This is a genomic window from Pseudomonas sp. NFACC43 (assembly GCF_900119645.1).
GTDB lineage: Bacteria > Pseudomonadota > Gammaproteobacteria > Pseudomonadales > Pseudomonadaceae > Aquipseudomonas.
In genome coordinates, this window is sequence record NZ_FPKK01000001.1 from 277511 (window position 1) to 300879 (window position 23369).

Here is a 23369-nt window from a genome sequence, read left to right on the forward strand (position 1 = left end):
TGAATCAAAAGATCAATGGATTAAAAACGGGTGTTCTTCAGAAATTCCGCCAGGCGCGGTGATTGCGGGCGCTCGAACAGCTCTTTCGGTGGGCCCTGTTCTTCGATGCGCCCCTGGTTCATGAATACGATCTTGTCGGAAACCTCGAAGGCGAAACGCATTTCGTGGGTCACCAGCAGCATGGTCATGCCGTCCTCGGCCAGGCCCTTGATCACGGTCAGCACTTCGCCCACCAGCTCCGGATCCAGTGCCGAGGTGACTTCGTCGAACAACATCAGGCTGGGGTTCATGGCGATCGCCCGAGCAATCGCCACACGCTGCTGCTGACCGCCGGACAACTGACCGGGAAAATGATTGCGCCGTTCCAGCAGGCCCACTCGGTCCAGCCACTTTTCGGCCAGGGCGACGGCTTCGTCCCTGGGCAGTTTTTTCACCTTGAGCAGACCCAGGGTGACGTTCTGCAATGCGCTCAGGTGAGGGAACAGATTGAACTGCTGGAACGCCATGCCGGTCATCGCGCGATGCCGGGCAATGACTTTCTCGGGGTGGCGCACCCGCTTGCCGTCGACTTCGTCATAGCCGATGGATTCGCCGTCGAGCACAATCTGCCCGCCCTGGAATTCTTCCAGCATGTTCACGCAGCGCAGCAGCGTGGTCTTGCCCGAACCGCTGGAGCCGATCAGCGTGACCACGTTGCCGCGCTGCATACTCAGGTCCACGCCCTTGAGCACTTCCAGCGGGCCGTATTGCTTGCGCAGGCCGCGAATATCCAGCAATGGCTGGGAATGGGATGAGGTCGAAACGTCAGTCATGGCAAGGCCACCCGCTTTTCAATATGCCGACCGAGCAGCTCGATGGCGTAATTGATGATGAAAAAGAGAAAACCGGCGAACAGGTAAAACTCCAGGGTCATGAAAGTCCGAGCGATGATCTGCTGGGTGCTGAGCAGCAGCTCGGCCACACCGATCACCGACAACAGGGTCGAAGCCTTGACGATCTCGGTGGAAGAATTGACCCAGGTCGGCAATATCTGCCGCAGCGCCTGGGGCAACAGCACATAAGCCAGGGCCTGGTAGAACGTCAGGCCAACGGCCTGGCTCGCCTCCATCTGCCCACGGGGCAAGGCCTGCAAGGCACCGCGCACGATCTCGGCCACGTGGGAGCCGCAAAACAGCGTCAGGCCCAGGACTCCCGCCTGGAACGCACCGATCTGCCAGCCCAGGGCCGGGGCCATGTAGAAGCAGGCCAGCACCAGCACGAATACCGGCGTGCCACGGATCAGGTCGACGTAGAAACGAAACGGCGCGCGCATCCAGGCCCGGCCATAGGTCAGCACCAGGCCGGCAACCAGGCCGATCAAGGTGCCCAGCAAAATCGCCAGCACCGAACACTGTACGCTGGTCAGGAAACCGCTCCACAGGGTGTCCCGGGCGACCCACAACTCATGCAACCAACTGGGGGATTCGTACATGGAACACTCCTAACGGCGGATCGCCAGGCGCTGCTCGAAATAGCGCAGCACCATGGCAATGAGGTAACAGGCCGCGACATACAGGGCCGTGGTCACCAGCCAGGTTTCGATCACCCGGTAGCTCTCCACGTTGATCTTGCGCGCGTAATAGGTCAGCTCCGGCACGGCGATCGCCGCCGCCAGGGAGGTGTCCTTGAACAGCGAGATGAAGTTGTTCGACAAGGCCGGCAACACGTTGCGCAGCATCACCGGCACCGTGACATAGGCCTTCACCTGCCATTCGCCCAGGCCGATGGCCAGTCCCGCTTCGCGCTGGCCCTTGTGAATGCTCAGCAGCCCGCCGCGAAACACCTCCGTCAGGTAGGCCCCGGCATACAGCGACAGGGTGATGACGAACGACGGCAGCTTGTCCAGGCGCACCCCCAGGCTCGGCAAGGCGAAGTAGATCAACAGGATCAGCACCAGGATGGGCGTGTTGCGGATCACCGTGACATACACCGATGCCAGCACCCGCAGGACACGATGTTTGCTCAGCAGCGCGAACGCCATGGCCAGGCCGATCACGCAACCGATGGCGATCGACACCAGCGCCAGGGAAAGCCCCAGCCCGAGCCCCGCCAGCAAGGTGTCGAAATCGCGCCAGACGGCGGCAAAGTTCAACTGATAATTCATGGTCGGCAGTACCTTCGACGGGGCGCCTGGAAGTGGCGCCCCGGGCTCACAGGGTCATTTGTATTCAACAGGGAAGCCGATGGCCGGCGACGGCAGTTCCACGCCGAACCACTGCTTGAACGACGCGGCATAGGTGGGGAACTCCACACCGGTCATGGCTTCATGCAAGGTGGTGTTGACGAAGTTCAGCCAGTCCTGGTCGCCACGCTTGACCGCGCAGGCATAGGTCTGCGGGCTCCAGGCGTAGGCCGGGCTGCGATAACGGCCGGGGTTCTGCACCATCAGGTACTTGACCGAAGACTGGTCGGTGGCGGCGGCATCGGCGCGGCCGGAGTTCACCGCCTGGTACATCAGGTCGACACTGTCGTACTGATCGACCCTGGCCTTGGGCAGCGCCTGGTGCACCAGTTCCTCGGCATACACGTTCTGCAGCACGGCCACGGTGACGTCGTCGCCGGCCGCCTTCAGGTCCTCGATTTCCTTGTACTTGCTGTTGGCCGGCAGCAGCAGGCCGACGCCTTCGCGATAGTACGGCAAGGTGAAGGCCACCTGCTGGGCGCGGCTGGCGGTGACGGTGATGAACTGGCAGCTCATGTCGACCTTGTCGGTCAGCAGGTTGGGAATCCGCGCATCGGACGACTGCACCACGAACTCGACTTTCTCCGGGTCATTGAACAGGCCCTTGGCGACCATTCGTGCGATATCGATATCGAAACCCTGCAACTTGCCATCCGCTCCCTGGAAGTGCCACGGCGCATTGGTACTGCCCGTGCCTACGATCAATTTCCCGCGTTGCAGCACGCTGTCCAGCTTGCTGTCAGCCGCCTGGGCGACACCCATGGCGGCCGTCGTGGCCGCGAAGAGAAAAACACACGCTTTGAACAAGGAAGGTCGGCATTGCATGGCAAGCACTCCAGGTGAGTTTATTCCGTTATAGCGGAACCAGGTATGTAACAACGGAATAGACAGCAGAAAGTGTGCCACAGGCTTGCAGCCACGCTTGATAAAAAATGGAAAGCGATTGAAATCAGGAGGTTGGAAGAACCGAGTGCCCGGGAACGCTCGCGGACCGCTGACACGCTTGCTACCGTTGGCTACGGCGTCCGGGTACCAAGGCCCCAAACAGAGTATTTGCGATCCGTTTCGCACTGAAACAGAGCAGGCCACCTGTCGACTCTGACAGTAGCGATACCCCGCCGGGTTCCTTATCGTTCCTGTCACCTCGGAGTAGAAAGGAGGCGGCCATGAGTTCGCTCATTACTCACGTAGCGTCACAACAGGACTACCGCAAGGCCCTCAGGACCTGGCGCCCGGTGATCTTCTATTTTGGCCATCCACACTGCTACGCCTGCGGCTGGGCCGAACCGGTGTTCTGCAAGGTGGCCGAGGCGTTCCAGGATCGAGCCATCATCTACAAATTGAGCACCCACGAGTCGCCCCGGCATCCGGAAGTCAGCGGAACACCGACCGTGCTTTTCTATAAGGATGGGAAGTTGTGCCTCAAACTCAAGGGCATCGGTGACCAGCCTTCGCTGACGCGCCACTTTGCCGAACACGTCGGCCGGACAAAACCGCGGCGCTCGTTTCCCCCGACGCGCCATGACGTGAATTGGCTGCGGCAGCGGTTTCAGAATTTGTGCACTGCAGGTCGAGGGCGAGCGCTGATGAAGATGCGGGTGACGTTCCGATAACAATAGGAGCGAGCCCGCGACGGCGGCGGGTCAGCCAATGGTGATGCCCACCGGCCTGACGCTATCGCGAGCAAGCTCGCTCACACAATGGTTCGGCGGTGCGCCTGGTCTATTTGCGCTTGTAGCTCTTGCTGCCGCCCGGCGTGAGGCAATAAACCCCACCCCGAGGCCCGACGCAGTAGTGACCACTGCCGCACGGGCACCCGTCGGAGGACTTGAGCAGCGATTGCGGGCGAGCTTCGTTACGGATTCCCAACATGGCAGAGCAAGATTTTTTCGAGGCGCTGATGGAGCCGTCGTTGCACAGGAAGGTATCGCCATCACACCCGGCGATACCACCCTTGCGTCCGGAACACGGCGTATTGGCGGCGAAGGCTGATGCAGACAGGGACACCAGGAGAATCGCGATAGCGATGCGAAGCGGGCCGGACGTTCCGTGATAAAGGCTCATGACAGCATTCCTGGCTGATCGATGGCCCGATGATATCACGCCATCAATACTGCGCTACCGCCCGCCGAATCTCACCCTGGACAACATCCGCAGGTCACCCTCGCGGTAATAGTCATCACTCCAACTGTCATCCACCGCCAACGGCTTGACCTGCTTGAGCGCAAGTTTCTTGGCGAAATAACGGAAGCGGTAATGCTCGTAGAAACGCAGCAGCTCCAGTCCGTAGCGGTCGGCCAGGTCGGTATCGCCCTGGATGATGAGGTAGTTCTCATCGTTGCCACTGCTGGCCGCGGCGCTCAGGTTGTGACTGCCGCTGATGATGGTGGGCGTGTCGCTGGTGAAGTCGGTGACGACGGCCTTGGTGTGCACCAGCAGGTTGCCTTTCTGACCTTTCTTGTTTTCCTTGAGCCAGCCCTCCAGGCCGGTATTGAGCAGTGCCGTGGCAGCGAACTCAGCGGTGCGGTCGGCATGGAAACCGGTGATACGGCTGGTGGTGTTCTGCAGGCCATAACGCAAGATGTCGTCGTTGGGCTGGCCGAGCAAGGCATCGAGGATCCGATCGGGCAGGACAAAGGCGGTGACGAACAGCAGGTCCTTGCGCGCCGCCTCGATGATGTCGACGAAACGATCAAGGTCGCCCTCTCCCGTCCGTGGAGAGAAGCCGACGAACAGCGGCTCCCCGGGCTTCATGGGGTTGTTGCGGTTCAGCCACTCACGCGTGGCATCGACGTCATCGGGGGCCTCCCAGATCTGTTCGAACACCTGGCGGTAGCTGTCGCTGACCCGTGGGTCGTCCAGCACATGCACGACATTCGCCTGGCGATAAACGCCGTTGGCGGTGAAGTTGGTGCTGCCGCACAACACGGCCTCCGGCTGCAACGCCCCGCGGTCACCGATCTTGCTCAGCACGATGAACTTGTCATGGAAGATGTTGTGGGTGACTCGCCCGCGCTTGTTGGCCGGCGGCAATCGTTCCAGGTTGGCTTCGTTACGCAGTGTGGTGTCGTCGCCCGGTTCGGCGTGGTACAGCACCCGCACCCGCGCGCCACGGGCAAACGCGGCATTGACCGCATCGACGATCACGGGCAACTCGTATTCGTAGATGGCCACATCCAGCGCCCACGTGGCGTCCAGCGCCCGGTCGATGAAGCCGGTCAAGCGTCCCAGCAGGCCGTTCTCCAGCCAGCGACGCGGCGCGTCGGGCCAATCGTCGATGGACAGGTGCTTGTTGGCATCGATCAAGGCGTCCAGCTCGGGGAACTTGCGCTGGAAAGCCTGGCTGGCGGCCACCGCACGATTGAAGATGACCCGCTGGTTGGCGGGCATTGCGTCGTCGCTGGTGATGGTGACTTCCAGCGACTCCCCCAGTTGCGGTGCCTTGTAACTGCCATAGGCCAGGTGCACCCGATAATGAAGCGTCACCCCAGGGTTGACGGCGTAGTCGGCCCAGCGAAATTTCTGCAACGGGGCCTTGTCGCTGGGCGTGGCGTGGAACTGGGGAAAGGTATGGGCCGTGTCGGGAAAGGTCAGGCTGTTGAACAGGAACAGCCAGGGTTTGTCACCCTGCTGCTTCTCGATGGCGAAACCCAGCAAACCCTTGCGCCGTGATTCGGCCAGGTCCATGGCCAGTAGCACACCGTTGGTGCCGGCATAGGCCTTGACCCGGAAATCGTCCTGGGCATTGGTGACGAGTACGCGCATGGTTCACTCCTGTGGGGGGCCGCTTGAGCATAGTGCAGTGAAACGGGTCAGGTGGGCAGGTCATGGGAACCGAGGGGATGCCATCGCGAGCAAGCTCGCTCCCACAAGGGCCCGGGGTGTTCATCATTCATGTGTTCACAACAAAACCCGTGTAGGAGCGAGCTTGCTCGCGATGGGGCCCTGACAGTCACAGAACCTTTCAATCAGCCTCATCGATATGCCGATACTCAGCCTGCAACTGCCCCGCCAACTGCCGGGCCCGGCCCAGGCGGATCGGGCCGCGCTCGATGTCGATCAACAGGCACGGACAATCCAGGGGCGACAGCGACAGCCCCTCCTTCACGCGCCCATCGGTCATCACCAGCACCCGCTGTCGCTCCGCAGGGAAGCGCTTGCGCCGGGCCGTCAACCAGCGTACGGCCTCGCTCAACGCAGCCAGCAACGGCGTACCGCCACCGGCGCCCAGGCCATCGAGCCAGTGGCGCAGACCCGCCGAGGCCTTGAGCCCTTGCACCTGCCAGTTCGGCTGCATGCCACTGGCCGTCAACAGCGCCAGGCGGGCCCGCTGCCGGTAGGCGTCGTCGAACAATTGCGCCAACAAGCCTTTGCCGTCGCTCAAGGCCCGATGACGACGGGTCGAGGCCGAGGCATCCACGATCACCAGCCAGAGTTCGTGAGGCGCACGGTGACGCTCGTGCCAACGCAGGTCCTGGCGCAAGCGTGGACGCCCCTGGAGCAGGGTCCTTGGCCAATTCACCGCGCCGCCAGACGCCGTTTTGCTGCGGCCCTGGCGCCCCTGCTCCAGGTGCCCTGCCCGGGGTCCGGCATCCGCCCCCGCGCTGGCACGAGGGCGGATGCCTAGGGCTTTTTTGGCCACCCCGGCACGTCGCGTCGGGTACCGGTCGGCAGTGCCCGGGGCGGCAGATCCCCCCACTGGCCTTGGCCTCCCCGGGGTTCGGTTGCGCGCTCGCCAGGCGCAGGCGGCGGGGAAGGCGCAGCGGCCGGATCCGTCCGTTCGCGCCGACGATGACGCAAGGCAAATTCAGCGACCGCGTCGATGTCGTCGACGGCGATGGCCTGCGCGCCGCGCCAAGCGGCATGGGCACGGGCGGCACGCAGCCAGACCAGGTCGGCGCGCAGGCCATCGACCCCAGCGGCAAAACAGCGCTCGGTAATCAGCGCCAGGGACGCATCGTCCAGGGCAATGGCCGGCAACAGGTCGCGGGCCTGCTGGCAACGATCACGCAGGTGCTGCTGGGCCTGCGACCACTCGGCGCAGAACGCCACCGGATCGCTGTCGAAATCCAGCCGCCGTCGAATGATCTGCCCACGCTCCGCCGGTGCGGTATGCCCGTGGAGCGCCACGTTCAGGCCGAAGCGATCGAGCAGTTGCGGGCGCAGTTCGCCCTCTTCCGGGTTCATGGTGCCGATCAGCACGAAACGCGCCGGATGCCGATGGGAAATGCCGTCGCGCTCGATCACGTTGGTACCGCTGGCGGCCACATCCAGCAGCAGGTCCACCAGATGGTCGGGCAGCAGGTTCACCTCATCGACGTACAACACACCACCGTCGGCCTTGGCCAGCACGCCGGGGGAAAACTGCGCCCGACCCTCGCCCAGGGCCGCGTCCAGATCGAGGGTGCCCACCAGTCGCTCTTCCGTGGCGCCCAGGGGCAAGGTGACGAACTGACCGCTGGCCAACAGGTCCGCCAGGCCCCGGGCCAGGGTGGACTTGGCCATGCCCCGCGGCCCTTCGATCAGCACGCCGCCAATCCTGGGATCGATGGCGGCCAGGCACAGCGCCAGCTTCAGGTCATCGGCGCCGACCACGGCGCAGAGGGGGAAATGGGGTTGGGTCATATCTGATTCTCAAGGGTGGTCGATCACGTCAATACGAACAGAGTACCTGGCCGGCTGGCTGGACAATCAGCCATCCTCCTCGATGTCCAACAGCAAATTCTCCAACGCTTCGCGATACTCCCCCGGTTCCTGCCACATCCCTCGCTGCTGGGCTTCGAGCATGCGCTCGGTCATGTCCCGCAGGGCGTCGGGGTTGTGCTGGCGAATGAATGCCTGGGTGTGCGGATCGAGCAGGTAAGCATCGGCCAGCAATGCGTACTGGTGATCATCGATCAACTGCGTAGTGGCGTCGAAGGCGAACAGGTTGTCCACCGTCGCCGCCAGTTCGAACGCACCTTTGTAGCCGTGGCGCTTGACTCCGTCGATCCACTTCGGGTTGACGGCCCGGGAACGGATGACGCGGTTGAGCTCTTCTTTCAGGGTGCGGATCCTTGGCAGGTCCGGCTGGCTGTGATCGCCATGATAGCTGGCGGCGGTTTCGCCGCTGAGGGTCTCCACCGCCGCCAACATGCCGCCCTGGAACTGGTAGTAATCGTTGGAATCGAGCAGGTCGTGCTCGCGGTTGTCCTGGTTCTGCAGCACCGCTTGCACCTGGCTCAGGCGTCGGGAGAACTGCTCCCGGGCGGCGGTGCCTTCATCGCTGCCGCCATAAGCGTAGCCGCCCCAGTTCAGGTAAACCTCGGCCAGGTCTTCGCGACTCTGCCACAGGCGACCGTCCACGGCGCCCTGCACGCCGGCGCCATAGGCCCCGGGCTTGGCCCCGAAGATCCGCCAGCCGGCCTGGCGCGCTGCCACTTCCGGATCCAGGCCCGACGCTGACAGGGCTTCGCGTTCGCCACGGACCTTGGCCGCCAGGGGGTTCATGTCATCCGGCTCGTCGAGGGCGGCGACAGCCTGGACCGCGGCATCGAACAGGCGGATCAGGTTGGCGAACGCGTCGCGGAAGAAGCCAGACACCCGCAACGTCACATCGACACGCGGCCGGTCCAGCAGGCTCAACGGCAGGATCTCGAAATCGTCGACCCGCTGGCTGCCTGTGGCCCACACCGGCCGCACGCCCATCAGGGCCATGGCCTGGGCAATGTCGTCGCCGCCGGTGCGCATGGTGGCGGTGCCCCACACCGACAGGCCAAGCTGGCGCAGGTGATCACCGTGATCCTGCAGGTGCCGCTCGAGAATCAGGTTGGCCGATTGGAAGCCGATCCGCCACGCCGTGGTGGTGGGCAGGTTACGCACGTCCACCGAGAAGAAATTGCGCCCGGTGGGCAGCACATCCAGGCGCCCGCGACTCGGCGCACCGCTTGGCCCGGCCGGCACGAAGCGCCCGCCGAGGGCATCGAGCAGACCGCGCATTTCCGCCGGACCGCAGGCATCCAGGCGCGGCGCCACGACCTCGCGCAGGTGCTCGACAATGCTGCTCACCGTCTCCCAGCCTGGCGCGTCCAACCCCTCGACCGCGCCGTCCAGGGCCCGTTCGATCAACTGCGCTGCGAACAGCTCCAGGCGTTCGCGGGTATCGCCGACGGTACGCCAGGCCTGGTCGCTGATCTGACACAATGCCTGCGGACGACCGCCGCCCCAAGGCTCGGCCAAGGCGCAATCCAGGGGGTCGAAGCCCAGCTCGAACGCCCTGGCCAGGGCCCGCAGCAGACTGGACTGCGCACCTTTGCCGTCGCCACGGGGAATGCGCAACAACGCCAGCAACGTGTCGATGCGCAGCCGCCCGGCAGGGGATTGACCGAAGACATGCAGCCCGTCGCGGATCTGCGATTCCTTCAAGTCGCACAGGTAGGTGTCCAGGCGCGGCAGCCAGATCGCGGCGTCGGCGTCGCTGTCCAGGGCCGCGTCAAGTTGCAGCTCGCGATCGATGTGGGTCTCGCGCACCAGGCCGAGAATGTCCCGCTGCAGCTCCCGGGCCCGACGCGGATCCAGCAGTTGCGCCTCGTAGTACTCGTCGGCCAGCAACTCCAGGTTACGCAACGGCCCGTAGGTTTCGGCCCGGGTCAGGGGCGGCATCAAATGATCGATGATCACCGCCTGGGTACGGCGCTTGGCCTGGGCGCCCTCGCCCGGATCATTGACGATGAACGGATAGATGTTCGGCAACGGTCCCAGCAGCGCGTCCGGCCAGCAATTCTCCGACAGCCCGACGCCCTTGCCGGGCAGCCACTCGAGGTTGCCGTGCTTGCCGACATGAATGACCGCATGGGCGCCATAGGCGTGGCGCAGCCAGAAATAGAACGCCAGGTAACCATGGGGCGGCACCAGGTCCGGGTCGTGGTACACCGCGCTCGGATCGACCTGATACCCCCGGGCCGGCTGGATGCCGACGAACGTCAGGCCCAGGCGCAGGCCGGCGATCATCAGTCGCCCCTGGCGAAACATCGGATCCTTGTCGGGGGTGCCCCAGCGCTCCAGCACGGCCTGGCGGTTGGACTCGGGCAACGCATCGAACATCGCCCGATAGGCATCGAGGGACAGGCTCTGGTGACACGGGCGCAGATCGAGGCTGTCCAGGTCGTTGCTGACCCCGCCGAGCAATTGCTGGATCAGCGCCGTGCCGCTGGCGGGCAATTGCGCTGGCAGCGGATAACCCTCGGCATGCAAGGCGCGCAGGATGTTCAGCGCCGCCGCCGGCGTGTCCAGGCCGACGCCGTTGCCGATGCGTCCATCCCGGGTCGGATAGTTGGCGAGAATCAGGGCTACACGTTTTTCCGCGTTGGGCAGACGCGCCAGGTCGGTCCAGCGCCGCGCCAGCTCGGCAACGAAATCCATGCGCTCGGGCACCGCCCGGTAGCAGACCACGTCGCTCTGGCTGAGCTCACTGCGCCAGGCCAGGTCCTTGAAACTGATGGGGCGACTGATGATCCGCCCGTCCAGCTCCGGCAAGGCAATGTGCATCGCCAGGTCCCGCGGGCCCAGGCCCTGCTCGCTGGCACGCCAGCCGGGCTCGTTGTCCTGGGCGCAGATCGCCTGGATCACCGGGACGTTGCGACGAAACGGGCGCAGGTGCGGTGCTTCGGGACTGGATTGGGCAAATCCCGTGGTGTTGAGGATCACCCCGGCCTCTGCCTCGTCGAGCCAGTCCTGCACCATGGCCAGGCAACCGGGCTCCTTGAGGCTCGCCACGGCCATCGGTAGCGGGTTGAGCCCCGCCGCTTGCAAACGCTGGCAGAACCCATCGATGAACGCGGTATTCGCCGCTTGCAGGTGGGAGCGATAGAACAGCACCGCCGCCACCGGTTGTCCGGCCTGCCAGTCGGCTCGCCAGTCAGCGAGGCTGGCCTGGTTGTGCGTGGGGTGATAGATCGCCGTGCGTGGCAGGGCCTGCGGTTCGCCCCATGGATAATCGCGACCGAACCATTGGCTGGCGAGGTTATGGAAAAGGTCCAGGGCATTGCCCAGTCCGCCCTGGCGCAAGAACTGCCAGAGACGGTCGCGGTCCTCGACGGGGACGTTGCTCAGGTCGCTGAGTTCCGGATCAGGACGATCGTCCCCCGGCACCAGGATCAGCTTCACCCCGCGTCCGGCCAATGCCATCAGCCGTTCGATGCCGTAGCGCCAATAGCCGATACCGCCGTGCAGCGACAGCAGGATGACCTTGGCGTGGCGTAGCACGTCTTCGAAGTACAGGTCCACCGAGGCGTGGTTCTGCACCTGCATCGGGTTGGCGAGGCGAAACTCGGGATAATCGCCTGGCAACTGCTTCGCCGCTTCGGCCAGCAGCGCCAGGCTGGAGTCGCCACTGCACAGGATCACCAGCTCGGCGGGGGTCTGCCCCAGGTCGGCAATGTTGTCATCGGACACAAAACCGCCGGGCTGGGTCCTGAGCAGGTGCATGGGTCAGGCGCCGAGGGCGGCGCGCAACTGCGCTTCGAGCAGCCCGGCATCCAGGGCCTGGCCAATCAGGACCAGGCGAGTGACCCGCGCTTCATCCGCGCCCCACTGGCGATCGAAATGCTTGTCGAAGCGCGTACCGACGCCCTGGACCAACAGCCGCATCGGCTTGTTCGGAATCGCCGCGAAGCCTTTGACCCGCAGCACGCCGTGCTGGACCACCAGTTGGGTCAGGGCATCGAGCAACAGACTTTCGTCGGCCTGGGGCAGCTCGATGGAGATGGAGTCGAAGGCGTCATGATCGTGGTCGTCATCGTCGCCGTCGTGGTGATGGTCGTGATGGCTATGGCGGCCGTCGATGTGCTCTTCGGAACCTGCGCCGAGGCCGATCAGCACATCCAGGGGCAGGCGTCCGCTGCTGGCTTCGATGATCTTGACTGCCGGCGGCAGCTCTTCGGCCACCTCCAGGCGGACCTTCGCCAGGTCGTCGGGGCTGATCAGGTCGGCCTTGTTGAGAATCACCAGGTCGGCGCTGGCCAGTTGATCGGCGAACAGCTCATGCAGCGGTGACTCGTGGTCCAGGTTCGGATCGAGTTTGCGCTGGGCGTCCACCTGGTCGGGGAAGGCGGCGAAGGTACCGGCGGCCACGGCCGGGCTGTCGACCACGGTGATCACCGCATCGACAGTGCAGGCACTGCGGATTTCCGGCCATTGGAAGGCCTGGACCAACGGCTTGGGCAGGGCCAGGCCGGAGGTCTCGATCAGGATGTGATCGAGATCGCCACGCCGGGCCACCAGTTCGCGCATGACCGGGAAGAACTCTTCCTGGACCGTGCAGCACAGGCAACCGTTGGCCAGTTCGTAGACGCGGCCGTTGGCCTCTTCCTCGGTGCAACCGATGGAGCACTGCTTGAGGATCTCGCCGTCGATGCCCAGTTCGCCGAACTCGTTGACGATCACGGCGATACGACGCCCCTGGGCGTTGTCGAGCATGTGCCGCAGCAGGGTGGTCTTCCCCGAGCCGAGGAAACCGGTGACGATGGTGACGGGAAGCTTGGCCAGTGTTTTCATCGGATGCCCTTTGGCAAGGTGGCGGGCAAACGGGACGACAACCGCTGGCACAGGCGTGCGCGGAAGATTTCGCCACCGGATCACCCCGCCCGGTTGTAGTGAGAATCTGTGTCGAGGCAGGTCTCCTGGCTGACGGTGGGCCAGTCATCCGACTGGCAATTGCTGCGCCTTCCCGCGCACCCCGGATAAAGGGCATGCACAGTGGCCTTGCAGAAACATCACCGTTCACAGTTGCGGGGGCAGCCGCGGCTTGGACCGCGTTCCCTTCTTAGCTTCGGCGCAGGCCGAAGAACCTCGAAGGCGCAAGGCTACGCAGGGTGTGGGGACGGGTCAATCTCCGCAAGTAAGTTATGCGGTGTCCTTACCGCCGCCATCGCGAGCAGGCTCGCTCCCACATCGGATCCCGCAGCCCCCCTGTGGGGGCGAGCTTGTTCGCGACGGGCTGCGCAGCGGCCCCCTGTGCATTGACGGCCCCACCCCACCCATGCTCTCCTGTGCGCCTAGTTACGGGTGCCCTTCACAGGGTGAAACGGGAAACCGGTGAATCGTGTGCTTTACTCCAAAGCCACGTCAGTCCGGTGCTGCCCCCGCAACGGTAAGCGAGCGAAGCGTCTGAACCACTGTGTCCCCGGACATGGGAAGGTGACGCTTGCAGGCCAGGCACGAGCCCGGCACCTCGCGAGCCCGGAGACCGGCCCATGACTCAAGCATCAACAAACCCGCGGTGGGCGGGCGCTGTTCGAACCTCGGCGGTCTTTCGCCCGGGGTCTCATTGCGCTCGCATCCCCCACGGAACAAAAACAGAGGGAAGCGCCATGTCGACCATCAGCAGCACCGCCCGCACCGCCAGCAGCACCACCACCCTGAGCCAACGCCTGAGCGCCGCGATCCTGGCTTCGATCCTGGGTGCGGGGCTGGTCTATTTCGCCGGCTTCTCTCACATCGAAGCGGTGCACAACGCCGCCCACGATACCCGCCACAGCGCTGCCTTCCCCTGCCACTGAGAACTGACGACATGATCAAGCGTATCGCGCAGACCGCCGGTTTCAGCGGCTTGCTGGCCGCCCTGCTGCTGACCCTGTTGCAGAGCTTGTGGGTATCGCCACTGATTCTCCAGGCGGAAACCTTCGAGAAGGCCCCGGCGTCCGAGGTTCATGAGCACACCGACGGCGTTGCCCACACTCACGATGCCGAGGCGTGGGAGCCGGAAGACGGCTGGCAGCGCGTGCTGTCCACCACTGGCGGTAACCTGGTGGTCGCCGTGGGTTTTGCCCTGATGCTCGCGGGCCTGTACACCTTGCGCGCACCGACTCGCACCTCCCAGGGCCTGCTCTGGGGCCTGGCCGGTTACGCCACTTTCGTCCTGGCACCGACCCTCGGCCTGCCCCCGGAGTTGCCCGGCACCGCGGCGGCCGACCTGACCCAGCGGCAGATGTGGTGGATCGGCACCGCGGCGTCCACGGCGGTGGGCATCGCCCTGATCGCCTTCGGCAGGCATTGGCTGCTCAAGCTGTTGGGGGGCGCGACCTTGCTGGTGCCTCACCTCATCGGCGCGCCACAACCTGAAGTCCACTCGATGCTGGCGCCCGAAGCCCTGGAAAGCCAGTTCAAGATCGCCTCCCAGGTCACCAACATCGCCTTCTGGCTGGCCCTGGGCCTGATCAGCGCCTGGCTGTTTCGCCGTGACGGTCAAGCCCACCACGACGCATGAGCACCGGGTCGATACTGGTGATCGGCCTGGGCTGTCAGCGCGGTTGCCCGGCCAGCACGCTGCGGGCCTTGCTCGAAGAGACGTTGTTGGCCCACGGCATCGAACTTCACCAAGTGCGGGCCCTGGCCAGCATCGACCTCAAGCGTGACGAGCCCGGGCTGCTGGAACTGGCCGGGCAACTGGCACTGCCGCTGACGTGCTTGAGTGCCGAACAGTTGGCCGGTTACGAGCAGCGGCTCAGTCATCGCTCCGAGATCGCCTTCGAGCGAACCGGTTGCTACGGCATCGCCGAAAGCGCCGCCCTGGCCTTGGCCGACCAATTGGGCACGAAACCCGCAACCCTGCTGATCCCTCGTCAAACAGGCCCCATGAGCACGTTGGCATTGGCGGTCGTGGCGTAAATCCCGATAATCGCCGTCCAGGATCATGAGCGATCTTCATATGGGCGACGCTCACCCACCTTCCACAGGAGCCGGTCATGACCGTGTACTTCATCGGCGCCGGCCCCGGCGATCCGGAACTCATCACCGTCAAGGGCCAGCGCTTGATCCGCAGTTGCCCGGTGATCATCTACGCCGGCTCCCTGGTGCCAAGCGCCGTGCTCGATGGCCATTGCGCCGAACAAGTGGTCAACAGTGCCGAACTGCACCTGGAACAGATCGTCGGGCTGATGGAAACCGCCCACCGCAAAGGTCAGGACGTGGCCCGGGTGCACTCCGGCGACCCGAGCCTGTACGGCGCCATCGGTGAGCAAATTCGCTGCCTGCGGGCACTTGGCATTCCATTCGAGATCATCCCGGGCGTGACCGCGACCTCAGCCTGCGCAGCCCTGCTGGGCAGCGAACTGACCTTGCCGGATATCTCCCAGAGCGTGATCCTCACCCGTTACGCCGATAAATCCCCGATGCCTGCTGGGGAAGAACTGGGCAATCTGGCACAGCACCGGGCGACCATGGCGATTCACCTGGGGGTCAATCACCTGGAAAAGATCGTCGACGAACTGCTGCCCCACTACGGCGGCGACTGCCCGATCGCGGTGATCCACCGGGCGACGTGGCCGGATCAGGATTGGGTGGTAGGGACGTTGGCGGATATCGCCGGGAAGGTCCAGGCCAAGGGTTTGCGCCGAACGGCGTTGATCCTGGTGGGACGGGTGCTGGGCAATGATGTGTTCAGCGAATCGTCGCTGTACCGCGCCGGGCATGCGCATCTCTACAGGCCTTGACGTAGCCAACCCAGATCCCACAGGGACGGGGGTACAGGCTGACGGCAGAAACTATTGTGGCGAGGGAGCTTGCTCCCCCGCCACACACAATCCGCAGCGAACACGTATTCAGTAGTAGGCGTTTTCTTTCTGCGTATGGTCGGTCACGTCGCGCACGCCCTTGAGCTCCGGGATGCGCTCGAGCAAGGTGCGCTCGATGCCTTCCTTGAGGGTCACGTCGGCCTGGCCGCAGCCCTGGCAGCCGCCACCGAACTGGAGCACGGCGATGCCGTCTTCCACCACGTCGATCAGCGAGACCTGGCCGCCGTGGCTGGCCAGCCCTGGGTTGATCTCGGTTTGCAGGTAGTAGTTGATGCGCTCATTGATGGGACTGTCGGCGTTGACCATCGGAACCTTGGCGTTCGGCGCCTTGATGGTCAGCTGGCCACCCATGCGGTCGGTGGCATAGTCCACCACCGCGTCGTCCAGGAACGCTTCGCTGAAGGAATCGATGTAGGCGGTGAAGCTCTTGAGCCCCAGCGCGGTGTCTTCGGGCTTTTCTTCACCTGGCTTGCAATAGGCAATACACGTCTCTGCGTACTGGGTGCCAGGCTGGGTGATGAAGATGCGGATCCCGATTCCCGGGGTGTTCTGCTTGGACAGCAGGTCGGCCAGGTAATCGTGGGCGGCATCGGTAATGGTTATGGCGGTCATGGGAACTCCTCGCAGGCTTGCCGGCAGTTTACGCCAATCAGGGCGCCGGACAAAGTCCCAGTATTTTTGTCGGGAAAGCACCCGGCGCCGCAAGGTCTGCCGCCGGGCGCGCCCATCAGAGGTTCTGGTAGCGATTCATATCCAGCACCCCCTCCTCCAGGGGCTCCGTTTCCTGGATATAACGACTCAGATCGTGGAAGTAGTACCAGAATTGCGGGTGACTGCGACGAATGCCCCAGCGCTCGACAATCCGCTCGAAAGCCTGGGGATCGTCGGCGTGCTCCATGGCCTCGACGAACGCCGGCACTTGCCCGGCCGGGATGTTGAACATGAAGTTGGGGTAGCTGCTGAGCACGCCGGGGTACACCGTCAGGGTGTCCAGCCCAGGCTGGTAACGCATCGCTTCACCCAGCAGGAACGCCACATTGCTGTGGGCGCGGTTGCGCAGCAGGCTGTAGACCTCCCGCCGGCCACTGGCGGTCTCGATGCGCAGCATGGTCGCCTCGGGCAAGTGGTGGATCACGCCAAGCCCCGCTGCCGGCCTTGAAACCAGGCGACTGAGGGCCTGTTCGGCACTCTGCAGGTCCGGGTCGATGTTCGGACGCGAGCAATAGGCGCCGTCGCAACGATTGATCGGGTCGGGCCGCGCGTTCAGCTCTCCGTAACGGAGCAGCAATTGCCGGGCGAAATCCCGCTTGGGGTCACGCTCGTCAAGCTTGAGCGCGGTCGGCTTGTCGTTGTCGATGGCCTCGTAATCCAGCCACATCTTGAATTTGCCGCCGGACTGGTACCAGTCATCCAGGTAGCCTTCCCGCGAATCGGCAGGCATCAGGCGCAGGAAGTTCTGTTCCGCGCCGTTGCGGATCAGGTCGAAGTAGAGCCGGGTCTGGGCCTGGTGGGAAACATTGCCGAACACATCGAAATTGACCGCCAACTGATAATAGGTGCGCTCCAGCAACGGGAAATCGAACAGCCACAAGGTTTGCGGCACGTCGCCAATCAGGCCCTTGGTGACCGAGGCACTGTCGAAGTGGCGAAAAATGCTCAGCAAGGCGTTGTCATTGCCGGCCCACAGGTTCGACCAGCTCGGGGCCGGCACATCGGCGTAATTGTCCCGCCGCAAAGCTTCGTACTCGTTGCGCTTGTCGCGGTAATCGAGCCACAGGCTGAGGACGCTGCCCACGTCATCGTTCTGCCCTGGCATCGCCAGCAACGGCGTGGCCTGGCCGCGGTAGTTCGGGTCGGTGATGTAAAGGTCATGCTCAGGGGCCTGGAACAGGGCCCAGAAGTTGTCGCGAATCACATCCGTGGCAATCTGGCCCCGGCACACCGGGCCACGAATGAAGGTCCGGACGAAATACTCGGCACTGTCGAGCATGAACTGGTAGCGAGCCTGGGCCGGGATCGCCTCGAAGGTGGAGAACGGATTGGAACGGCGCTCCGGCCCGTAGCCCGGCAATGCCGTGACCTGCCAGTCGCCCTTGTAGAACAGGCTCTTGATCCGCGCCATCCTGGCCGCGCTCAACCCATAGGTGATGTGCGTCTTGTGCACGATCACCCCCTGCACCGGCCAGAGGCGGTAATAGAACCGGGTGCCGGGGTCGTCGTTCGGGCGTCGGGTGTTGATCAGGTCGATCGGCTGGCCGGACGGTGTGCGCGAACGCACCCACTGGAAGAAATGCCCCCGCTCGCCATCCTTGAAGTAGATGTGGGCCAGGAACCAGTGCTCGAACAGCCAGCGGGCAACCAGGCTTTCACGGGCGCCGGGGGCGTTGAGCAGGTTCTCCCATTGCAACACTTGCAGGGCTTCGGCGGCGCTTGGAGCCAGGGCTTGCTGGTCGACAGGCGCGCCGGAGGCCAGCCAACGCTGCAAGGTCTGGTATTGCTGGTCGGTCAGGCCCGTGACGGCCAGGGGCATGCCTTCCCTGGGGTGTGCCGCAGCGTATTGATCGAATTGCCCCGGCATGGGGCAACTGTTGTCCCGGTCGAGCCCCAGCACGATGTCTTGCGGCAGCTTGGCGTTGGGTTGCAACGGCGCGCCGTGCCCCAGCGCCAGCATCCGCGCCATCAATGCCGCCTGGCTGCCCTGGGCATCGAGCACCGAATAGAAGCCCTTGCGCTGCCAGGCGTGCGGACCGGAAGCGTCATAGAACAAGCGAGTGGGTACAGCGGCCTGGCGCCGCTCGCCGTCGTATACCGATAGCTTGCTGGCGCCCCGGGTGGCGCCTTCGGCACTGCCCAGGTTCAGTTGGCAGGCGGAGTCATAGCAGGCGTGGCACGCCACGCATTTCTCGGTAAAGATCGGCTGGATGTCGCGCGTGTAGGAAAGCGCTGAAACGGAATCCTTGGCTACTGCGTGAAATGACAACAGCAGCAACAGACTGCCGAATAAGACGCGGTACGGCATGTCTCGGTCCCTGGGAAATGATCCGGCGATTCTACCGGGCCAGCACTCCGATGCAAACATGAGCGACATTCATGTAAAAGCCAGTCGAGATCAAATCCTGCACAGGTTTGATATCATCCCGGCCTTCGCAATGGCTTTTTTTCCAGGTAGTCCTATGTCCGATCGCAGCGCTCGCCTTTATCTTCTCCAGCAGGCCCTCAAGGAACGTATCCTGATCCTTGACGGTGGCATGGGCACGATGATCCAGAGCTACAAGCTGGAGGAACAGGACTACCGCGGCAAACGCTTCGCCGACTGGCCGAGCGACGTCAAGGGCAACAACGACCTGTTGGTGCTGACCCGCCCCGACGTCATCGGCTCCATCGAAAAAGCCTACCTGGATGCCGGCGCCGACATCCTGGAAACCAACACCTTCAACGCCACCCAGGTCTCCCAGGCCGACTACGGCATGCAGGGCCTGGCCTACGAGCTGAACCTGGAAGGTGCGCGCCTGGCCCGCCAGGTAGCCGATGCCAAGACCCTGGAAACCCCGGACAAGCCGCGCTTCGTTGCCGGCGTGCTGGGCCCCACCAGTCGTACCTGCTCGCTGTCGCCGGACGTGAACAACCCCGGTTACCGCAACGTGACCTTCGACGAACTGGTGGAGAACTACACCGAGGCCACCAAGGGCCTGATCGATGGCGGCGCCGACCTGATCCTGATCGAAACCATCTTCGACACGCTGAACGCCAAGGCTGCGATCTTCGCCGTGCAGGGCGTATTCGAGGAATTGGGCGTCGAACTGCCGATCATGATCTCCGGCACCATCACCGACGCCTCCGGCCGCACCCTCTCCGGCCAGACCACCGAAGCCTTCTGGAACTCTGTGGCCCACGCCAAGCCGATTTCCGTAGGCTTGAACTGTGCCCTGGGCGCCAGTGAACTGCGGCCGTACCTGGAAGAGCTGTCGAACAAGGCCAACACCCACGTCTCGGCTCACCCGAACGCCGGCCTGCCCAACGAGTTCGGCGAGTACGACGAACTGCCGGCCGAGACCGCCAAGGTCATCGAGGAGTTCGCCCAGAGCGGCTTCCTGAACATCGTCGGCGGTTGCTGCGGCACCACGCCGGCGCACATCGAAGCCATCGCCAAGGCCGTGGCCGGCTACGCGCCGCGGCAGATCCCGGAGATCCCCCGAGCGTGCCGCCTGTCGGGCCTGGAACCGTTCACCATCGATCGCAACTCGCTGTTCGTCAACGTCGGCGAGCGGACCAACATCACCGGTTCCGCCAAGTTCGCCCGGCTGATCCGCGAGGACAACTACACCGAAGCCCTGGAAGTGGCGCTGCAGCAGGTCGAGGCCGGCGCCCAGGTGATCGACATCAACATGGACGAGGGCATGCTCGATTCGAAGAAGGCCATGGTGACCTTCCTCAACCTGATCGCCGGTGAACCGGACATCTCCCGCGTGCCGATCATGATCGACTCCTCCAAATGGGAAGTGATCGAAGCCGGTCTCAAGTGCATCCAGGGCAAGGGCATCGTCAACTCCATCAGCATGAAGGAAGGCGTCGAGCAGTTCATTCATCACGCCAAGCTGTGCAAGCGCTACGGCGCCGCCGTGGTGGTGATGGCCTTCGACGAAGCCGGCCAGGCCGACACCGAGGCGCGCAAGAAGGAAATCTGCAAGCGCTCCTACGACATCCTGGTCAACGAAGTCGGCTTCCCGCCGGAAGACATCATCTTCGACCCGAACATCTTCGCCGTCGCCACCGGTATCGAAGAGCACAACAACTACGCCGTGGACTTCATCAATGCCTGCGCCTATGTCCGCGACGAACTGCCGTACGCGCTGACCTCCGGCGGGGTGTCCAACGTGTCGTTCTCGTTCCGGGGCAACAACCCGGTGCGCGAGGCGATCCACTCGGTGTTCCTGCTGTACGCGATCCGCGCGGGCCTGACCATGGGCATCGTCAACGCCGGCCAACTGGAAATCTACGACCAGATCCCGGTGGAACTGCGCGATGCGGTGGAAGACGTGATCCTCAACCGTACCCCGGAAGGCACCGACGCCCTGCTCGCCATCGCCGACAAGTACAAGGGCGACGGCAGCGTCAAGGAAGCGGAAACCGAGGAGTGGCGCAACTGGGACGTCAACAAGCGCCTGGAACACGCGCTGGTCAAGGGCATCACCACCCATATCGTCGAAGACACCGAAGAGTCACGCCTGTCCTTCGCCCGCCCGATCGAAGTGATCGAAGGTCCGTTGATGGCCGGCATGAACATCGTCGGCGACCTGTTCGGCGCCGGCAAGATGTTCCTGCCCCAGGTGGTCAAGTCCGCCCGGGTGATGAAACAGGCGGTGGCCCACCTGATCCCGTTCATCGAGGCGGAAAAAGGCGACAAGCCGGAAGCCAAGGGCAAGATCCTGATGGCGACGGTCAAGGGCGACGTCCATGATATCGGCAAGAACATCGTCGGCGTCGTGCTGGGTTGCAACGGCTATGACATCGTCGACCTGGGTGTGATGGTGCCTGCCGAGAAGATCCTGCAGGTGGCCCGGGACGAGAAATGCGACATCATCGGCCTGTCCGGCCTGATCACCCCTTCTCTGGATGAAATGGTGCATGTGGCGCGCGAGATGCAGCGCCAGGATTTCCACCTGCCGCTGATGATCGGTGGCGCAACGACCTCCAAGGCCCATACGGCCGTGAAGATCGAGCCCAAGTACAGCAACGATGCGGTGATCTACGTGACCGACGCGTCCCGCGCCGTGGGCGTGGCCACGCAGTTGCTGTCCAAGGAGCTCAAGCCCGCCTTCGTCGAGAAGGCCCGGCAGGATTACCAGGAGGTTCGCGAGCGCACCGCCAACCGCAGCGCCCGCACCGAACGCCTGAGCTATTCGGCGGCCGTGGCGAAGAAGCCGCAGTTCGACTGGAGCAGCTACCAGCCGGTCAAGCCGACGTTCACCGGCACCCGGGTACTGGAGGATATCGACCTTGACGTGCTGGCCGAATACATCGACTGGACGCCGTTCTTCATCTCCTGGGACCTGGCTGGCAAGTTCCCGCGCATCCTCACCGACGAAGTGGTCGGTGAAGCCGCCACCGCGCTGTACGCCGACGCCCAGGCGATGCTGCGCAAACTGATCGACGAAAAACTCATCAGCGCCCGCGCCGTGTTCGGCTTCTGGCCAGCCAACCAGGTACATGACGACGACCTGGAGGTCTATGGCCAGGACGGCAAGCCGATGGCCCGCCTGCATCACCTGCGCCAGCAGATCATCAAGACCGACGGCAAGCCGAATTTTTCCCTGGCCGACTTCGTCGCCCCCAAGGACAGCGGCGTGACCGACTATGTCGGGGGCTTCATCACCACCGCCGGCATCGGCGCCGAGGAAGTGGCCAAGGCCTACCAGGATGCTGGCGACGACTACAACTCGATCATGGTCAAGGCCCTGGCCGACCGTCTGGCCGAGGCATGCGCCGAGTGGCTGCACCAACAGGTGCGCAAGGACTATTGGGGGTATGCCAAGGACGAGAACCTGGACAACGAAGCCCTCATCAAGGAGCAGTACACCGGCATCCGCCCTGCCCCTGGCTATCCGGCCTGCCCGGATCACACCGAGAAAGCCACCCTGTTCCGCCTGCTCGATCCCCAGGCCAGCGAAATGAAGGCCGGGCGCAGTGGTGTGTTCCTCACCGAACATTACGCCATGTTCCCGGCGGCCGCGGTCAGCGGTTGGTATTTCGCCCATCCCCAGGCGCAGTATTTTGCCGTGGGCAAGATCGACAAGGACCAGGTCCAGAGCTACACCGCCCGCAAGGGCCAGGAACTGAGCGTGACCGAGCGCTGGCTGGCGCCGAACCTGGGCTACGACAGCTAAGGCGGCGTAACTGACAGGATCGCGGCCTACGGCGCGGCAGGTCGCGATCTTTTGTCTATGCTTGTCCCAGACCCATGGCAGACGAGGGATTTATGGACGATCCAGTCGACAACAAGCCGCCCACCCTGTTGCAGATGGTACACAGCGTACTGGCTGCCGCTTTCGGGGTGCAGAGCGGCAAGAACCGCGCCCGGGATTTCACCCACGGCAAACCGAGCCACTTCGTGATCCTGGGCATCGCGTTCACGGTGGTCTTCGCGCTGACGCTGTTTGGCATCGTCAAGCTGGTGGTGCACCTGGCGGGGCTGTAGCGCTCTCCAACACAACACACGACCTTGTGGGAGCGAGCTTGCTCGCGATAGCGGTGGTTCAGTCGGATTGAGGTCGACTGGTACACCGTTATCGCGAGCAAGCTCGCTCCCACAGGTTTTTCATCGCCAGGGATCAACCGTTCACTGGTGACTGACCCAGAACACAGCGGTGCCCACCACCAGGATAATCAGGAACAGGATGGCCCAGGCATCAACGGTACTGTCGCTTTTCCTTGCTTTGGTCGGATTGCTCATTGCATCGCCTCTTGTCGGTTTTTTAGGTGATTGCATGGGGACTCGACCACAGTTAAGACGATGATTGCCCGCACGACAAATGTGGGTTAGCCAATAATCAATCTCATTAGTCGATTTGGTTCTTTACATATACTCAAACATCACTTTT

19 protein-coding genes and 2 riboswitches are annotated in these 23369 nt (G+C 63.6%); of the genes, 7 read left to right on the top strand and 12 right to left on the bottom strand.

Going from position 1 to position 23369, the window contains the following annotated elements; translation table 11 throughout:
* Positions 1–20: 20 nt before the first annotated feature.
* The 4 genes from BT179_RS01145 to BT179_RS01160 are packed head-to-tail and all read right to left on the bottom strand — an operon-like array spanning position 21 to position 3046.
* The gene (locus BT179_RS01145) at positions 21–812 is read right to left on the bottom strand and encodes an amino acid ABC transporter ATP-binding protein (protein WP_072430453.1); all 792 of its coding nucleotides are present in this window, start codon (positions 810–812) and stop codon (positions 21–23) included.
* On the bottom strand, positions 809–1471 hold the full coding sequence (locus BT179_RS01150) for an amino acid ABC transporter permease (protein ID WP_072394412.1): 663 nt from the start codon (positions 1469–1471) through the stop codon (positions 809–811). The genes BT179_RS01145 and BT179_RS01150 overlap by 4 nt, the downstream gene beginning before the upstream one ends.
* A 9-nt stretch (positions 1472–1480) precedes the next feature.
* On the bottom strand, positions 1481–2143 hold the full coding sequence (locus BT179_RS01155) for an amino acid ABC transporter permease (RefSeq protein WP_072394409.1): 663 nt from the start codon (positions 2141–2143) through the stop codon (positions 1481–1483).
* Between the two features lie 54 nt (positions 2144–2197).
* Positions 2198–3046, bottom strand: a complete 849-nt coding sequence (locus BT179_RS01160) for a transporter substrate-binding domain-containing protein (RefSeq protein WP_072394406.1) — start codon at positions 3044–3046, stop codon at positions 2198–2200.
* 341 nt (positions 3047–3387) lie between these two features.
* Between BT179_RS01160 and BT179_RS01165 the strand changes: the two genes are divergently transcribed.
* Positions 3388–3834, top strand: coding sequence for a thioredoxin family protein (locus BT179_RS01165; protein ID WP_072430452.1), 447 nt, complete (start codon positions 3388–3390; stop codon positions 3832–3834).
* Positions 3835–3943: 109 nt separating this feature from the next.
* Here BT179_RS01165 and BT179_RS01170 read toward each other — a convergent pair whose 3' ends face one another.
* The 6 genes from BT179_RS01170 to cobW form a co-directional block, all read right to left on the bottom strand.
* Positions 3944–4285: a YdcA family protein gene (locus BT179_RS01170; RefSeq protein WP_072430451.1), complete on the bottom strand. Its 342-nt coding sequence runs from the start codon at positions 4283–4285 to the stop codon at positions 3944–3946.
* Between the two features lie 54 nt (positions 4286–4339).
* Positions 4340–5986, bottom strand: a complete 1647-nt coding sequence (locus tag BT179_RS01175; protein ID WP_072430450.1) for a phospholipase D-like domain-containing protein — start codon at positions 5984–5986, stop codon at positions 4340–4342.
* Between the two features lie 199 nt (positions 5987–6185).
* Entirely contained in the window at positions 6186–6743 is a 558-nt protein-coding gene (locus BT179_RS01180) for a vWA domain-containing protein (protein ID WP_072430449.1), read from the bottom strand.
* A gap of 101 nt (positions 6744–6844) precedes the next feature.
* A complete protein-coding gene (locus BT179_RS01185; protein ID WP_072430448.1) occupies positions 6845–7846 on the bottom strand; it encodes a magnesium chelatase ATPase subunit I in 1002 nt (333 codons plus the stop codon).
* Between the two features lie 66 nt (positions 7847–7912).
* Positions 7913–11686, bottom strand: a complete 3774-nt coding sequence (gene cobN / locus BT179_RS01190; RefSeq protein ID WP_072430447.1) for a cobaltochelatase subunit CobN — start codon at positions 11684–11686, stop codon at positions 7913–7915.
* A 3-nt stretch (positions 11687–11689) separates the two neighbouring features.
* Positions 11690–12754: a cobalamin biosynthesis protein CobW gene (cobW, locus tag BT179_RS01195; protein ID WP_072430446.1), complete on the bottom strand. Its 1065-nt coding sequence runs from the start codon at positions 12752–12754 to the stop codon at positions 11690–11692.
* A 97-nt stretch (positions 12755–12851) separates the two neighbouring features.
* Positions 12852–13066, bottom strand: a riboswitch (cobalamin riboswitch).
* A gap of 179 nt (positions 13067–13245) precedes the next feature.
* Positions 13246–13469, top strand: a riboswitch (cobalamin riboswitch).
* Positions 13470–13569: 100 nt separating this feature from the next.
* Between cobW and BT179_RS01200 the strand changes: the two genes are divergently transcribed.
* From BT179_RS01200 to cobM, 4 genes are all read left to right on the top strand, one after another.
* Positions 13570–13758 carry a CbtB domain-containing protein gene (locus BT179_RS01200; RefSeq protein ID WP_014338677.1) on the top strand — a complete coding sequence of 63 codons (189 nt, stop codon included), beginning with the start codon at positions 13570–13572 and terminating at the stop codon, positions 13756–13758.
* Between the two features lie 11 nt (positions 13759–13769).
* Positions 13770–14465 carry a CbtA family protein gene (locus tag BT179_RS01205; RefSeq protein ID WP_072430445.1) on the top strand — a complete coding sequence of 232 codons (696 nt, stop codon included), beginning with the start codon at positions 13770–13772 and terminating at the stop codon, positions 14463–14465.
* On the top strand, positions 14462–14866 hold the full coding sequence (locus BT179_RS01210; protein ID WP_072394379.1) for a cobalamin biosynthesis protein: 405 nt from the start codon (positions 14462–14464) through the stop codon (positions 14864–14866). Before BT179_RS01205 ends, BT179_RS01210 begins: the two co-directional genes overlap by 4 nt.
* Before the next feature lie 77 nt (positions 14867–14943).
* Entirely contained in the window at positions 14944–15690 is a 747-nt protein-coding gene (cobM, locus tag BT179_RS01215; protein WP_072394375.1) for a precorrin-4 C(11)-methyltransferase, read from the top strand.
* Positions 15691–15798: 108 nt separating this feature from the next.
* Here the strand turns inward: cobM and nfuA are convergent, their stop codons facing one another.
* Entirely contained in the window at positions 15799–16383 is a 585-nt protein-coding gene (gene nfuA / locus BT179_RS01220; RefSeq protein WP_024781251.1) for a Fe-S biogenesis protein NfuA, read from the bottom strand.
* Between the two features lie 115 nt (positions 16384–16498).
* A complete protein-coding gene (locus tag BT179_RS01225) occupies positions 16499–18790 on the bottom strand; it encodes a fatty acid cis/trans isomerase (RefSeq protein WP_072430444.1) in 2292 nt (763 codons plus the stop codon).
* Positions 18791–18944: 154 nt separating this feature from the next.
* On the opposite strand from BT179_RS01225, the gene metH reads away from it, so the two are divergent.
* Positions 18945–22655 carry a methionine synthase gene (gene metH / locus BT179_RS01230; RefSeq protein WP_072430443.1) on the top strand — a complete coding sequence of 1237 codons (3711 nt, stop codon included), beginning with the start codon at positions 18945–18947 and terminating at the stop codon, positions 22653–22655.
* Positions 22656–22747: 92 nt separating this feature from the next.
* On the top strand, positions 22748–22966 hold the full coding sequence (locus BT179_RS01235) for a DUF2970 domain-containing protein (protein WP_072394366.1): 219 nt from the start codon (positions 22748–22750) through the stop codon (positions 22964–22966).
* The last annotated feature ends 403 nt before the right edge of the window (positions 22967–23369 follow it).

Excerpts from the sequence above, each read along its gene's own strand:
- BT179_RS01170 (WP_072430451.1), bottom strand. The coding sequence starts at position 4,285 with ATGAGCCTTTATCACGGAACGTCCGGCCCGCTTCGCATCGCTATCGCG.
- cobM (WP_072394375.1), top strand. The coding sequence starts at position 14,944 with ATGACCGTGTACTTCATCGGCGCCGGCCCCGGCGATCCGGAACTCATC.
- BT179_RS01200 (WP_014338677.1), top strand. The coding sequence starts at position 13,570 with ATGTCGACCATCAGCAGCACCGCCCGCACCGCCAGCAGCACCACCACC.
- BT179_RS01145 (WP_072430453.1), bottom strand. The coding sequence starts at position 812 with ATGACTGACGTTTCGACCTCATCCCATTCCCAGCCATTGCTGGATATT.
- BT179_RS01155 (WP_072394409.1), bottom strand. The coding sequence starts at position 2,143 with ATGAATTATCAGTTGAACTTTGCCGCCGTCTGGCGCGATTTCGACACC.
- nfuA (WP_024781251.1), bottom strand. The coding sequence starts at position 16,383 with ATGACCGCCATAACCATTACCGATGCCGCCCACGATTACCTGGCCGAC.
- cobW (WP_072430446.1), bottom strand. The coding sequence starts at position 12,754 with ATGAAAACACTGGCCAAGCTTCCCGTCACCATCGTCACCGGTTTCCTC.
- BT179_RS01175 (WP_072430450.1), bottom strand. The coding sequence starts at position 5,986 with ATGCGCGTACTCGTCACCAATGCCCAGGACGATTTCCGGGTCAAGGCC.
- BT179_RS01205 (WP_072430445.1), top strand. The coding sequence starts at position 13,770 with ATGATCAAGCGTATCGCGCAGACCGCCGGTTTCAGCGGCTTGCTGGCC.
- BT179_RS01210 (WP_072394379.1), top strand. The coding sequence starts at position 14,462 with ATGAGCACCGGGTCGATACTGGTGATCGGCCTGGGCTGTCAGCGCGGT.
- BT179_RS01185 (WP_072430448.1), bottom strand. The coding sequence starts at position 7,846 with ATGACCCAACCCCATTTCCCCCTCTGCGCCGTGGTCGGCGCCGATGAC.
- BT179_RS01160 (WP_072394406.1), bottom strand. The coding sequence starts at position 3,046 with ATGCAATGCCGACCTTCCTTGTTCAAAGCGTGTGTTTTTCTCTTCGCG.
- BT179_RS01225 (WP_072430444.1), bottom strand. The coding sequence starts at position 18,790 with ATGCCGTACCGCGTCTTATTCGGCAGTCTGTTGCTGCTGTTGTCATTT.
- metH (WP_072430443.1), top strand. The coding sequence starts at position 18,945 with ATGTCCGATCGCAGCGCTCGCCTTTATCTTCTCCAGCAGGCCCTCAAG.
- cobN (WP_072430447.1), bottom strand. The coding sequence starts at position 11,686 with ATGCACCTGCTCAGGACCCAGCCCGGCGGTTTTGTGTCCGATGACAAC.
- BT179_RS01165 (WP_072430452.1), top strand. The coding sequence starts at position 3,388 with ATGAGTTCGCTCATTACTCACGTAGCGTCACAACAGGACTACCGCAAG.
- BT179_RS01150 (WP_072394412.1), bottom strand. The coding sequence starts at position 1,471 with ATGTACGAATCCCCCAGTTGGTTGCATGAGTTGTGGGTCGCCCGGGAC.
- BT179_RS01235 (WP_072394366.1), top strand. The coding sequence starts at position 22,748 with ATGGACGATCCAGTCGACAACAAGCCGCCCACCCTGTTGCAGATGGTA.